This window comes from Rhizobium viscosum (assembly GCF_014873945.1).
Classification (GTDB): domain Bacteria; phylum Pseudomonadota; class Alphaproteobacteria; order Rhizobiales; family Rhizobiaceae; genus Rhizobium; species Rhizobium viscosum.
In genome coordinates this window covers 1,002,384-1,016,069 of sequence record NZ_JADBEC010000002.1, presented here as the reverse complement: position 1 = coordinate 1,016,069, position 13,686 = coordinate 1,002,384, and the positions used below count along the sequence as shown (strand labels likewise).

Genomic DNA, 13,686 nt, shown 5'->3' with positions numbered 1-13,686 from the left:
CATGCCCCGCTTCGGCGACTGAGTTGCTGCCGGAACGCGCCTTGACGGTCGACTACAACGTGCGCGTTCGCCCGAATGACCGCAGCAAAAGATTAAGGGAGACGGCGACCTTGTCGATGTCGCGAATGTCCTGCGAATATTGACCGGTGTAGAGTTTTACAATCATGCTGTCGCGCGCAGAGCCAGCGAGCTCGAAATACAGGTGCAGGTAATAAGCCTGCTTATCGCCGCCGCGACTTATGCTCCTTCGCCGTTGAGTGACATGTCTGAGCTCCGCTTTGAACGGGGCGAAGCCGGGGAGCTTCAGGATGACCGATTTGGATTGAAATCGGGCTATGATGGGGACTGCGACGACGGCCTTGTCCAGTGCCAGACTAACGACTTGGCCGCGGACATCGTCGACCGTAGCGGTCTCATCGAGCTTGAACGCATGAAACAGGCGCCGAGGTTTCTCAAAGCAGATGAGGGACGCGATGAGCAGGACGACGATATTGATACCGGACCAGCAGGCCGCGACCGGCGAAAACTGGCCTTGGACATGCGACGTTTCCGGTACGATGTTGACCAGCAGGCCAAGGACCGTGATCGTGATGAGGCTTGCGATCCAGGCGAAGCTATAGCGGTCGAACTGGTTTGCTTCGTTGCCGCTGCCCTTTGGCGTCACCCTGAACGGTTTTCCAAACGGTCTGATTAGGCTGGAGACCACGGTAGGCAGCATCCGGAATGTCGCAAAGGTCCCGACCGCGCTGGAAACCACGGGCAGATAACGTGTCGGCGTGATCCACAGCATAAGCAGAAAATACGCCGCCAGCAGCGGCACCTGATGAGACACGTAATCAGCTATGTCAGTGAAATAGAGCGGGAGCAGGCCGAGCCAGAGATAGACGATAGGGACGAGCAATATCATGAAGCGGACCAGATACTGCACCAGCCATGATATCGGCAGGAACATGATCCGTTGAAACAGCGTCAATCCCGGGCCACGCAGTGGGCCATTGTAAAGGTAAAGGGTTTGAATACCCCCCTGACACCAGCGTTCGCGCTGCACAAAATAACCGGTCAGGTTTTCGGCCGCCAGCCCCATCGAGAGCCGCTCGTTCAGATAGCGCGTCTTGTAGCCTTTGTTGAGCATCGAAAGAGTCGTCAGCAGATCTTCCGTGATCGACTCCGTCGGAAACCCGCCGATGGCGTCGATGGCCTTGCGGCGCGCAATCGAACACGACCCGCAGCAGAAACTGACGTCCCAACTATCTCGGCTCGGCGCAATCTCGTCGAAGAACAGGCGCTGCTCATCCGGCCAGATATTCTCCAGGCCCAGGTTCGATTGCACCGGATCGACATTGAAGAAATGTTGAGGCGTTTGAACGATGCCGATGCTTTCGTCGACAAAGAAGGGCAGCGTCCGGCGAAGGAAATGTCGATAGGGAACAAAATCCGCGTCGAAGACTGCAATAAATTCGCCCGAGCTGACCTTCAGCCCATTGTTCATATTGCCGGCTTTGGCATGCTTATTGTCGCCGCGCGTGACGTGGATGACGTTCTTCTCCTCGCAATAGGCCTTCAGCCAGTCCCGGCGTTGATCGTCAAGCACATACACATTCAGTTTGTCGGCAGGATAATCCAGCGAGCGCGCGCCGATGATGGTTCGCTCGAGCACGTCGAGCGGCTCGTTGTAGGTGGGAATGAAAACATCGACAGTCGGCAGTTCACGCTCCTCACGCGCAAAGAAAACGCGAGCCAGCCTGTCCGCTTCTGCGCTCCGATCGACGTAGCGGCTCATCAATATCAGAAAGATGACCACTTCGATGCAAGCCAGTACCTCGGCGACGAAGAGGATCCAGACCCAATAGAAATTCAGACCATCGTTGGGATAGGGAAGCACGGTCTCCGTCAAGCGCCACAAGATGTATCGCAATGCGACTGCTGCGACAAAGGCGCAGGTCACCGCCCGTGTCCAGCTGCGATGGCGCGACCAATTGAAGGGCCCCAGGAAAAAGAAGGCCAAAACGAAAACGGTCGGAACCAGCGCTACAAGATACTGAACCACAGGCTTTTGACCCAGTTGGATATGTTGATGCCGTGTTTGGAAAACCGTACCTGCACCGTGCGCCCCACCTGGCAGGAGTTCGCAAAATCGTCGTTCATGAAGGATGGGTCGAGGCGAACCCGAATGCGGGCGTTGCGTTGTGTCGACGGCGGCAAACTGGCGGCAAAGGAATCGGTCTCGACCGAAGCCGAACTGCCTCTGACAGAAATGACCGTGCCCTTGAAGACGTCGCTGCGGCCGAACAAGCGCACCTGCGCAACAAGCCCCGGATAGATCTCGTCATAATTGACCTCGGGAACAAGGATATCCACGAACAGCTCCCGACAGTCGAGGAGGCGCATCAGCTCGTTGTTCAGCACGACGTTGGAACCGTCGACGATGCTCCTGCTCCAGACAACACCGTCGAACGGCGCTAGCGCGGTTGCGGATTCAAGGCTGTTGACGCGGTTTTTCTCTTCGACCAGCTGCTTTTGAACTTCCGTGGCCCGTGTCTCGTTTTCCGCTATGCGCGAGTTCAAGTCGTTGATGCGAACGACGACCTCGTCCTCGCGCTGTCGCGAATAAGGCACGTCATTCTGTCCGTCGCCGAAGACAAAGATACCCTGGCGGACCGCATTGAGCCTTTGCTGCAATTGATCGACAGTCAGGTTGCTGATTTCGACCTCGCCACCGGTCGCAGCTCCGGCGGCGCGCGCGGCCTCAACCAGCTTCTGCGTGAGAATGCCTTTTGACTCGAGCTGCATCCGGCGGCTCAGGTCGACCTGTGCGACCAGATCCTGGGCTTGCGACACCTCGACCTTCTTCCGCAGGATTTCGACTTCGCGTTCGAGATTGGCAATGGTAGTCTGCCTGTAGACTTCCAATCTGGCAGATAATTCTTCGCGAAGCGCGGAGAGCTCCGCCCGTTCCTTTTTAAGTGCCGCGACGCGGTCGAGCGCGGTGTTGCGATCTGCCTCGAGCGAAGCGAGGATTGCGCGATTGACGCGCGTATTTCTGATTTCTGCGAGGGATTGTCCCGCTCTGACCGGGCTGCCGACCTTGAGGGGTTCTTCCGCAATCGTGCCGTCGATTGGAGCATTAACAACGGCGAACCGCGCATTGACGGTGCCGTCAAGGCTGGTAAAGCCGGTGATCGCTGGCAATGAGACGACAGCGATGATTGCCAGCAGCAGCAGACCGACACTGATGCGCGTAATGCGATGGTTCCAGATCATGGTGTCATCCGAAGGTATCGCTTGAGCATCCATTGACCGCTCGATCCGGTGCAACGAATGCAACTAAATCTTGCATAATTTAACGCAGTGAAAACTGATAGACAAGTGATGGTCGTATACGTTCAGGAGAAACAGGTCAGCCCTGGACGAAGCGCCGCATTGAAAGCCTGCAGCGCCCGTTCGATCAGGGGTTTTTTGCGGCCAACACATCTGCGATTTTTCGCCTTCAGCCAGTGCAACACGCCGGAACTCAACGGTGTCGTTGCGAGTGTCACAGCAGACCTGACTGCAGACCAATGATCGGGCCTCGGCTACTACGTCGTTCGAGCCGAGGTTTCCGACGACGAATAGCAGAGGCTTGGTGACGTCACGCCCGTTCCCGGATGCCGGTCGAAGCGTCCATACAGACCGGCGAGCGCACTGCACTAGCCTGTCTGATGAAGCCCTTCCTGCTCCTGTGCTGCCTCATCACGCCTGCCGTCCCTCAAAAGGGCCGGAAGGGATCAACGAAAAAATACCCCGGCGTCTGCCGCCGGGGCCTGTGTTGTCACGGCCTATTTCTTTCCACCCCAGCGCTCGGGATAGCCGGGCAGATCCTGGCAACCGCAGAGGCTGTAGTGTAACGGCGGCATGCGCTCGTCAATGTAGCTTGCGAGGGTATCCTGTGTGATTGCCGGCTGCGGCAGGATCCATTCGGGACCCGGCACCTGCTTGCCGTCGAGCACGTCGAGCGCGCCCAGGATTGCTGTGCGCCACTGGTAGGTCGGATAGGAAGGACCGACTGCCGTTAGCTTGTCTTTCTGCCATTTGCGCAGGAAATCCTGCTGGTCTTCGCCGCTGATGACGGGATAGGGCATTGCGGCATCTTCGAATGCTTCAAGCGCTGCGGTGGAGGTGTCGCCGGCATCCATCCAGACGGCATCAATCTTCTCGCCGCGATTGATGTAGTCCTCGACGATCGCCTTGGTCTTGGCGCGGTCGCTGCCGGTGAATTCGGAGCCGATGACTTTCAGGCCGGCTTCGTCGAAGATGTTCTTCGCCGCCGAATAACGGGTTTCCAGTACGTCGACACCCGGCATGATGCGCAGCGCCAGGACCTTGGCGCCCTTCGGCAGCTTGCTTGCGATGAACTCGCCCGAGGTGATGCCGAAGCCATAGCCGCCCACCGGATGAATATAGGTGACAGGGCACTTGGTGGCGACGCCGCGGTCGAAGACGATGACTGGCAACTTCGCACAGGCTGCCTCCACAGCCGGCGTCAAAGCCGCCGTCGTGTTCGGCGAGACGATCAGCGCATCGCACTTGCCGCTGCTGACGAGGGCTTCGATATCGGAGATCTGCTTGTCGTCCTTGCCTTCGGCATCGACGACGACCAGTTCCTTGATGCGGTCCTTGTGCAGGTCCGCCTCGGCCTGCAGATTGTTCATGCCGACGACGCGCCAGGGGTTGAAGATGCCGGCATTGGAAAAGCAGATCGTCACCGGGCCGTCCTTCTTGTATTTGGCGGTGTCGACCATTCCGTCGCCAAGATGCTGGGCCCAGGGCTTGCCTTCCGGGCCTTGCGGCGTCATCGAGAGCTGCTCGCGCTGCTTCTTGAATTCCGCGGGATCGTTGAATTCCTGCGCATAGGTGACGCCGGCAAATGCCATCGCTATCAGCGCCGCAACAACTGCTTTATATTGCATGTCCTTCCTCCTCCACTATGCCGGCATGCCGGCGGTTCATCGCTTGTCTCTCCCTGTAAGCAATCAGGTCTTCCGCCGGTCGCGCCAGGCGCTGGCGCCGACTGCGGCAATCAGGATCATCCCCTGGATGCTGTCGCGCAGCGCCTGAGGCAGACCGGCGAGATTGAGCAGGGTGAAGAGCGAAAACAGGCTGAGAGCGCCGAAGAGCGCGCTCCAGATCGAGCCGCGGCCTCCGAGAAGCTGAGCGCCGCCGATGACGCAGGCAGCGATCGCCTGCAGTTCCAGGCCGCGGCCGGCATTCACCGACACGCCGGAAAAGCCACCGACGAGGATGCCCGCCGTCACCGCCGCCAGTGCCGACACTACGAAGGCAGCGATGCGGGTTGCGGCGACCGGCAGGCCAGCGAGTTCCGCAGCCCTTGGATTGTCGCCAATCGCCAGTGCCCGCTTGCCGTAGACGGTGCCGTGCAAGCCCCACCACGCAAGCGCCAAAAAGAGCACCAGTATAATGACGGTGAGCGGCAGGCTGTCGATCAGCCACACATCGCGCATGACGAAACGGCCAAGATCGCGGAAATTATCCGGCAGGTCGCCGCGCGCCGCGCCGCCTGACCAGGCCAGCGCCAGACCATTGACGAGCAGCATTGTGCCAAGTGTGGCGATGATCGAAGGCACCTTCAGGAAGGCGACAACGAGGCCGTTCAGCAAGCCAACGGCGAAGCCTATAAGATAGAGCACGCCGATCATCGGCCAGGTCATAACGGGATCGCCGTTGATCAGGATCGAGGCCGCGAGAACGACAAGGGTGACGACCGCGCCCACCGAGAGATCGAAACCGCCCGTCAGAACGACATAGAGCTGCCCGGCGGCGAGGATGATCAGTGGAGCTGCCCGGCGCAGGAAATTCATGAAGAGGCCGGCTTCGAGATAGTTCGGCTGCAGGATTGCAATGGCGGCATAGAGCAGGACGAAGACGATCAGGCCGAAATTGACCTTCGCAAGCGAGATGGCGGGACGACGCATCGGTGTCGTTTCGGAAAGCGGGGTCATGCGACATGCCCCTTGTTGCGCACGGCATGGATGGCGACGGCGACAATCACGATCGCGCCGCGCAGCACCTGCTTGAGAAATGCATCGACACCCAGCATGTTGAAACTGGTGTCAAGCGTCGCAAAGAGCAGCACACCGGCGACCGTGCCTGCGACTCCACCTTTGCCGCCGGCCAGGATCGTGCCGCCGATGACGGCGACTGCGATCGATTCCAGGTCATAGATGCCGTCGCGGCCGATCCAGGGCGTGCCCGACTGCAGCCTGGCCGCAAGATAGAGACCGGCAACGCCGGCAAAGAGGCTGGCTATGACATGGGCAGCGAGGACCACGCGCTCCGTGCGGATGCCGGCCAGACGGGCGCCTTCCGGATTGCCGCCGACGGCATAGATGCGCGCGCCGAAAACGGTACGCGCCAACAGCAGGCCCGCAACTGCCGTCAGCGCGATGAACAGCAGGACCGGATAGGGAATGCCGAGGAGACCGCTATAGGCGAAGGCCTGGAAGGACGGTGCAACCGAGCCCTGCAAATAGGTGAAGGCCGCAGAGAGCAATCCCTGGATCGTCAGGCCCGTGCCGAGAGTCGCGATAAGCGGATTGATACCGCAATAGGCAACGAGTAGGCCGTTGATGGCGCCAACGATCAGGCAGAGGGCGAGGCACGCAAGGATCGCCGGCAGGATCATTGCGGGATTCGCCTGCATGATGAATGAGGCAAGCACCGCGACGGTGCTGATCAGCGCCGCCACCGAAAGATCGATCGAGCCGACCAGGATGACGAAGGTCTGGCCAAGCCCGACAAGGCCGAGCGTGACCATGCGTTGGAAGAGGCCGGCAAGCCCTTCGAAATTCAGTTGGCTTGTCTCTCCCGTCGCTATCGCCGTCACTGCGTAGATGCCGGCCGAAACCAGCATGAGCACGGCGGCGACGGAAAGGCGTATCGAGCGCTGTGAAAGGGTTGTCGTCGGAAGGGTTTCGGCACTCATGCGACGGCCCCTCGCTTCTGGCGCATGTCGATGCCGAGCGACAGTGCCATCACCGCTTCTTCACTTGCCCCGCGCGGCAATTCGCCGGCAATGCGGCCCTGATGCATCACGAGCGTGCGGTCGGAAATGCCGATGAGTTCAGGCATATCGGAAGAAACGACGATGATGCCGCGGCCAGTGTCGGCAAAGCTGCGCATCGCCTCGTAGATTGCCGCCTTGGCGGCGATGTCGATGCCGCGAGTCGGCTCGACGAAGACGAGGATATCCGATTGCCGGGCAAGCCAGCGGGCGATGATGACCTTCTGCTGATTGCCACCGGAAAGGGAACCGATCGGCTGACCGAAATCGGCAGCCCGCACGTCCATCGCGCGCAGCACTTCATCGATGCGGCTTCCCGAGAAGGCCCCGCTTTCGGGGCGGGTGAAGAAATTCGCCATCGATCGCAGTGTCAACAGCGCATTGTCCCGCACAGACTGACGCAGCAACAGCCCTTCCCGCTTGCGGTCGCCCGGCAGATAGCCGATGCCGCGGCTCGTCGCGCGGCGCGGCGAGCCGATTGCCTGGCGCCTATCGCCAAGCCTGATCGTACCCGTTGTCAGCGGTTCATCGCCGATGATCGCCTGCGCGAGCGCCGCCTTGCCGGAATCTTCCAACCCGGCGATACCGATGATCTCGCCCGCGCGGATATCGAGATCGATACCATGGAGGAAGGCATTCCCTCCCTTTTCAATCGAAAGCAATGAACGGCCGGGCTCGGCCGGCGGCGCCGGTGGGTAGAAGTCCTTGAGATCACGACCAACCATCGCCTTGATGATCGAGCCGATATCAGCGTCTTCACGCGATTTCGTCCAGATCCTGCGGCCGTCCTTCAGCACCGTGATGCGATCGGCGGCAGCCATGATCTCGGGCATTCTGTGCGAGATATAGACGATCGCGACGCCTTCGCTGCGCAAGCTGCGCACGAGTTGCAGCAGGGCCTGGGCGTCGCGTTCGTCAAGGGCGGCCGTCGGCTCGTCCATGACGAGAACCTGCGCATCGAGCAGCAACGCCTTGGCGATTTCCACCAGCTGTTGGCCAGCGATCGAAAGCGTCGACACTTGCCGGTCCGGGTCGACATCGGCACCGAGACGCTGCAGCAACGCCACGCTGCGGCGGCGCATCTCGCCCCGGTCGAGAATGCCGCAACGCGAGGGCTCTTGGCCCACGAAGATATTTTCCGCCACGCTGCGATAGGGCAACAAGCTGAGTTCCTGATGGATGATGGAGATACCGGCAGCCTTGGCCTGTTGAGGATGGGTGAAATGCACGGCCCGGCCGCGAATGCGAATCTCGCCGCCATCCGGGCGGTAGCTGCCGCCGAGGACCTTCATCAGCGTCGACTTGCCGGCGCCGTTCTCGCCGCATATCGCGTGTACCTCTCCTGGGAGGCAGTCGAAATCGACCTGGTCGAGCGCAAGCACTCCGGGAAAGGTCTTGGTAATGCCGACCATTTCAAGCGCTGGTACGGTCATTCTCCCGGTCCCTCCGAACGCGACGCCGCGCGCTCTCCCGCAGCGTCCCATTCCCTGCGAACGAAGGCGACGCTGTCGGCGAAAAGCGTGTCGAGCTCGTCGAAGAGATCCCGCCAGACGCGTGTGGCTCCCGCAAGCTCCGGTAGGACGCGGCTGAAGGATTCGATTGTCAGCCAGCCGTCGTAACCGCAACGGTGAAGCGCTTCGAAATGGCGGGCGAAGGGCACGTGGCCGGTCCCCGGAATGCCGCGATCGTTCTCCGAAACGTGGTAGTGGTTGATCTCCCGATGGTAACGTTCGTAAGTCGCCGGTGGATCCTTTTCCTCGATATTGGCATGGAACGTATCGAACATGTAACCGTAGTTCGGGTGATCGACCTCGCGGTAGATCGCGGAGGCCGCAGCGATCGTCGACATCAGGTAGCACTCGAAACGATTGACGGCTTCCGCGGAGATGCGGACGCCGGCGGGTGCGGCATATTCTGCAAGCATCCGCATGGCCTCCACGCAATTGCTGCGTTCCTCAGACGTGGGACCGAAGCCCGTGAAGACGCCGACAGGAGAATGGACCGGACCGGCGATCACTTCTCCGCCCATCGCATGAGTGCAATCGACGATCCATCGGTGATGGTCGCGGGCGCGTTGACGGATTGCAGGGTCTGCGCTCACGGGATTGGCTTCCGGCGTCGCGACCGCAGCAGCACCAGCCGAGAGACCGATATCGCGCAGCATCTTGCCGAGGGTGGCATAGTGATCCGGCTTTCCGGAAAAAACGGGAATCTCGACCGCGTCGTAACCCAACGCCTTCAGTCTCTCAAGCTGGCGGGCATGCGCTGTCGTGATCTCCGCTCCCAGCACGAGCAGGTTGAATGCGATCTTCACGTCCCCTCCTCCTGGATTGCGGCGGTCATGCCCCGATCTCCTCTGGCATGGTCGCCTATCCTTTGAGCCGATACTGGCAGACTTGACTCGGTAAAACTTGCGCCCCACAACAGTGGTAAATTTCTTAAGTCATTTTTCTGCGTTGGGAGGCGCGTGAAATGAATAAGCACACCGTCATCAAACCAGCCGATATCCGTCGCCCCTCCGTCTTTCGCCAGCCGGATTCGATGATGTATGCCGACAATTGCCGCGAATTGCAGGCCGCCGCCGCGCGGGGCGAGGTCGAGCTGCACGCGTGGACGCGCGGCAGCTATCCCGGCCAGTCGCTCGGCGACCGCCTGCCGGGCGTCCGCACAGTCGGCTTCTGGGATGCGCGTTATACGCAGAGCTGGGGGCTTGGTCGCCACTGCAACGAAGGATTCAAGATCGCCTATCTCGCCCGCGGAAACCTCAATCTCGTGGTTGACGACCGGACCTACGATTTTGAGCAGGGCCAGTTCATCGTCATCCGCCCCTGGCAGCTGCATTCGATCGGCAATCCCGTCGTCGATGCGAGCCGGCTGCTGTGGATCATTCTCGATGCGGGGCTGAGGCGCCCGAGTGAAGCCTGGGAATGGCCGAGCTGGATGGTCTTTTCAAACGAGGAAGCCCGCACACTCGGCGGATTGCTGACGCAGAACAACCAGCCGGTCTGGGATGGTGGCGCCGATCTCTGCCGCGCCTTCGAAGCCGTGCCCTCGATCTTGCTCGGCCGCACGCCTGAAGATGGCGAAACCCGGCTGAAGGTGGCGATCAATACGATCATGCTGAGTCTGATCGATCGCATGACCGAGCAGGCGCCGAAGCTCGATCCCGATCTGTCGACATCGCAGCACACGGTGGCGATCTTCCTGCGCCGCCTGGCCTTCGCGCTCGGCGAAGACTGGAGCCTCGATTCAATGGCCGAGGAATGCGGCCTGTCTCGCACCCGCTTCTCAGAATATTGCAAGCGACTGACCAACATGACGCCGCGGCAATATCTGCAGCACCTGCGGCTGGAAGAGGCCTCGCGCCTCCTGAAGACACCGGGGCGAAACAGCATCACGGAGATCGCCTTTTCCTGTGGGTTCAATTCGAGCCAGTATTTCTCCAATGCCTTCCGCAAGCGCTATGGCCACGCCCCAAACGTTGCTGCCACCTTTTCCGGCTGAGCAATAGGGTATGCGGCTCGGCGATGGTGTGCCTTTGCCTATAGGGCTCGGCCTTTTTGGAAAGAACGGTTCTCCGGCCGCTTGTCTTTGCCGCACGGTTCACTTTGGCGGACCTCCAGAGGAATGATTGCACCGCACCCCCGGTGACGGATGAAGCGCAGGCATGATGGCGATCAACGGCAGATAAGACGTTTATCCCGTTGTGGTCGGCGAATATCTTTCCTTCGCTCGTGGCGGCGCACGCTAGATCAACGCCGAGGTAGAGCTGACACACATCAACATCACCGGGTTTACCTCGGCGAGCGATAGGGATTGCCGGCAGCGGGGGCCTATATGACGGCAGATCGATCTTTTGGCATACGGCGGATATCACGCCCTGCCCTCGCTGTGCTCAGCGCATGTGGTCGGGAACAGGTCTATCGGACCACAGCCATCGAAGTCGTTCTCCTGTTCGCCCAGTTGACGTATATCCCATTGACATATCCCTCCTGCCGTTTTAGATGGGATATGGCATTCGTATATCTCGGAAGGACTGGGCGATGGAGCAAGGCGCAGTATTTCAAAGCAATCGTAGCCAGGCAATTCGGCTCCCCAAGGCCGTTGCCCTGCCTGACGGTGTAAAACGCGTCGACATCGTGGCAGTCGGACGTACCCGGATCATAGCCCCCGCCGGTGAGGTTTGGGACAGTTGGTTCGAAGGTGAGGCAGCAACAGCTGACTTCATGAGCGAGCGCGATCAGCCAGCCTTGCAGGAGCGCGAGGCATTTTAATGCTGAAATACATGCTGGATACCAACATCTGCATTTTCACAGTGAAGAACCGGCCACAGCAAGTGCGCGAGGCTTTCAACCGCCACCATGGTCAACTGTGCATTAGTTCTGTCAGTTTGATGGAACTGATATACGGAGCGGAAAAGTCAGCAATGCCAGAACGAAATCTGTCCGTCGTCGAAGGTTTTGCCGCTCGGCTCGAAGTACTTGCATACGACCAAATGGCTGCAAGCCATACAGGTCAACTGCGTTTCGAGCTCGCACGCAGCGGAACCCCGATCGGACCTTACGACCAACTGATTGCTGGCCACGCGCGTTCAAGAGGACTGATACTGGTCACGAATAATCGGCGTGAGTTCGATCGCGTGCCCGGCCTACGTGTCGAAGACTGGACGGCTTCGGCACCCTAGCTGCTTGGAGGCATGGATGACGCCAAAATATGCAGGTTCAGCTGGCCTGCGCATCGCCCTCAGCCAGCTGTCGTCAATTCGGTAGCCAGGCGCATCGCCAATGCCGCCAGCGTCAGGCTCGGATTTGCCGCAGGAGAAGCGGGAAACACGGAATTGTCGCAGGCGTAGAGATTGTCGTATCCCTCGAATTTCAGGTCGGCATCGACGACGCCGGTCCCGTTGCCGGACATCCTCAATGTCCCAACCTCGTGAGCGACCCCACCGAGGTCTGCAAACTGCAAAGCCAGGCTGTTTTCGCCGAGAACAGGTTGCGCCCCGATGGTCGCGAATAGCTGGGCGGCGAGGGCATCTTGCTCGGCGAGATCTGCAGCGGTCGGCATGCTTCGTGCGAATGCGAGGCTCACGGGATCCGCCGGATTGCCCGTTGCTGCCACGACATTGCCTTCGTTCAAGGCCGAATAGCTCATGAAAACAAGTTCGCAGAGCATCCAGTCGGCGCGTGCTGCGCGTTCGCGGGCCAGGTTTTCAGGGTCGATATATCGACCTTGGTTGAAGTCGCTTCCGAGTTCCACCACGATGTCGAATGCGTGAGAACCGTCCGCCGCCGTCGGATGCCGCAATATCACTTTGGCGGAATCGATCGCACTGGACTGCGGGGCGCCGGGAGGAAGCGTGAAATGGCGATAGCGGATCGTGTGATCCGTGATGCCCTGTCCAATCTTACCAGACGGGTCGACGAGGCCGCTCTGGAGCGCAATCTTGGCAGACTCAATTGTGCCTGCCGCCAGAACCACTTTCCTGGCTTTGAACGTGCGCGCCTTTTGGCCTAGCAGATCCCAGCCTTCCACACCGACGACGCGTCGCTGAGCAGCGGGATCTTTCACGACCCTCCACACTGCGAAATTGAGATTGACGGTTGGCTTGGCCTGGGCCGCGGCAAGCCCGTCCAAGAGGCGATCCTCCATCAGCAGGTCGGCCGTGGAGAAGAAGCCTGCCGGAATGGACCAGCGGGTGGCGCCTCGATACTGCACGGCCATGGACGCGTCTTCTGCAACATAGCCCGGCAGCGCGTTCTGCAGAAACTCTCTTGTGGCGGCCTGGTAGTTCGAGGGGGCGGGTGGGACGACATTCATCACCCTCTCTGCGGCCGGATATCCAGGCCCGAGCAGATAGTCTCTGACCGTCGCCGGCCACGCCGCCAGTTCATAGCCTACCTGGCGCGGAATTAATCCGCCCCAAAAAACCGAGCGACCTCCGAGATTAAACGCTTGCGCGCCGGCAAACTCCGATCCTGGCTCGTTAACAAAGTTCTTGACCTTGAAGTCCGGCCAGAGCGACCAGACATGCTTGTCGAATTGCCCGATCTTCAGGCGCCGCGGCAGGTTTCCGATATGGGTCGGAAACAGAAATGAACCTGCTTCCAGGACCAAAACGTCCGCGCCCTCTTCGGCCAATCGTGAAGCGAGCAGCCCGCCGCCCATTCCCGACCCCACGACGATCACGTCGTATTCATGATTGGGATCAAGGTTGCGGACGAAGAAACGTTGCGCGACGAGCCCGTTTTCCGTGACCAGGGCTTCGACGGCCTGAAAGGCGATTTGCGGTGCCACGTAGTCATGCACATCGGCCAGATCAGCGCGCGCGAGAAAAAGATTCTGCCCGAGCATCCAGCGCGCCGGCGTCAGCACGAACTTGAATTCGATCCCGTTCGGGAACGCAGCCTCGTCAAGGTCGAAGGTCCATGCGCCGTCCTTGAAAACGCCACCTCGTTCCAAGTCCCAGTTTGGCGCCCAGCGGAGGGTAACGGTTTGTCCAGGAGCGTACTGCTCGGTGACGAACCGGATCGTGAACATGGACTGCTCCTGTAGCTATACGTGCATTTCGGATCCTGAATTCTGAAGATGAGCAGGGCTACGCTTGCATCAGCCACAACTGCTTTTTCGCT

General features: G+C 60.0%; 11 protein-coding genes. 3 read left to right on the top strand and 8 right to left on the bottom strand.

What is annotated here, in order from left to right:
- Window positions 1–52: 52 nt before the first annotated feature.
- The 7 genes from H4W29_RS25530 to H4W29_RS25500 all read right to left on the bottom strand — a co-directional run bounded on the left by H4W29_RS25530 (window position 53) and on the right by H4W29_RS25500 (window position 9,371).
- A complete protein-coding gene (locus tag H4W29_RS25530; RefSeq protein WP_192731635.1) occupies window positions 53–2,047 on the bottom strand; it encodes a glycosyltransferase in 1,995 nt (664 codons plus the stop codon).
- Entirely contained in the window at window positions 2,029–3,261 is a 1,233-nt protein-coding gene (locus tag H4W29_RS25525) for an HlyD family secretion protein (protein ID WP_192731634.1), read from the bottom strand. Before H4W29_RS25525 ends, H4W29_RS25530 begins: the two co-directional genes overlap by 19 nt.
- 554 nt (window positions 3,262–3,815) lie before the next feature.
- Window positions 3,816–4,946, bottom strand: a complete 1,131-nt coding sequence (locus tag H4W29_RS25520) for a substrate-binding domain-containing protein (protein WP_192731633.1) — start codon at window positions 4,944–4,946, stop codon at window positions 3,816–3,818.
- A gap of 63 nt (window positions 4,947–5,009) precedes the next feature.
- Window positions 5,010–5,996, bottom strand: coding sequence for an ABC transporter permease (locus H4W29_RS25515; RefSeq protein ID WP_210332366.1), 987 nt, complete (start codon window positions 5,994–5,996; stop codon window positions 5,010–5,012).
- Window positions 5,993–6,979, bottom strand: a complete 987-nt coding sequence (locus tag H4W29_RS25510; RefSeq protein WP_192731632.1) for an ABC transporter permease — start codon at window positions 6,977–6,979, stop codon at window positions 5,993–5,995. The genes H4W29_RS25515 and H4W29_RS25510 overlap by 4 nt, the downstream gene beginning before the upstream one ends.
- A complete protein-coding gene (locus tag H4W29_RS25505) occupies window positions 6,976–8,490 on the bottom strand; it encodes a sugar ABC transporter ATP-binding protein (RefSeq protein ID WP_192731631.1) in 1,515 nt (504 codons plus the stop codon). Before H4W29_RS25505 ends, H4W29_RS25510 begins: the two co-directional genes overlap by 4 nt.
- Window positions 8,487–9,371, bottom strand: coding sequence for a sugar phosphate isomerase/epimerase family protein (locus H4W29_RS25500; RefSeq protein ID WP_192731630.1), 885 nt, complete (start codon window positions 9,369–9,371; stop codon window positions 8,487–8,489). Before H4W29_RS25500 ends, H4W29_RS25505 begins: the two co-directional genes overlap by 4 nt.
- Window positions 9,372–9,529: 158 nt before the next feature.
- Between H4W29_RS25500 and H4W29_RS25495 the strand changes: the two genes are divergently transcribed.
- The 3 genes from H4W29_RS25495 (at window position 9,530) to vapC (ending at window position 11,741) form a co-directional block, all read left to right on the top strand.
- Window positions 9,530–10,561 (top strand): AraC family transcriptional regulator, encoded by a 1,032-nt coding sequence (locus tag H4W29_RS25495; protein ID WP_192731629.1) that lies wholly within the window; start codon window positions 9,530–9,532, stop codon window positions 10,559–10,561.
- Between the two features lie 539 nt (window positions 10,562–11,100).
- Complete coding sequence (gene vapB / locus H4W29_RS25490) at window positions 11,101–11,331, top strand: type II toxin-antitoxin system VapB family antitoxin (protein ID WP_192731628.1); 231 nt, start codon at window positions 11,101–11,103, stop codon at window positions 11,329–11,331.
- Window positions 11,331–11,741: a type II toxin-antitoxin system tRNA(fMet)-specific endonuclease VapC gene (vapC, locus tag H4W29_RS25485; protein ID WP_192731627.1), complete on the top strand. Its 411-nt coding sequence runs from the start codon at window positions 11,331–11,333 to the stop codon at window positions 11,739–11,741. The genes vapB and vapC overlap by 1 nt, the downstream gene beginning before the upstream one ends.
- Window positions 11,742–11,800: 59 nt before the next feature.
- On the opposite strand, the gene H4W29_RS25480 is transcribed toward vapC, so the two are convergent.
- Window positions 11,801–13,594, bottom strand: a complete 1,794-nt coding sequence (locus H4W29_RS25480; protein ID WP_192731626.1) for a GMC oxidoreductase — start codon at window positions 13,592–13,594, stop codon at window positions 11,801–11,803.
- Window positions 13,595–13,686: the final 92 nt, after the last annotated feature.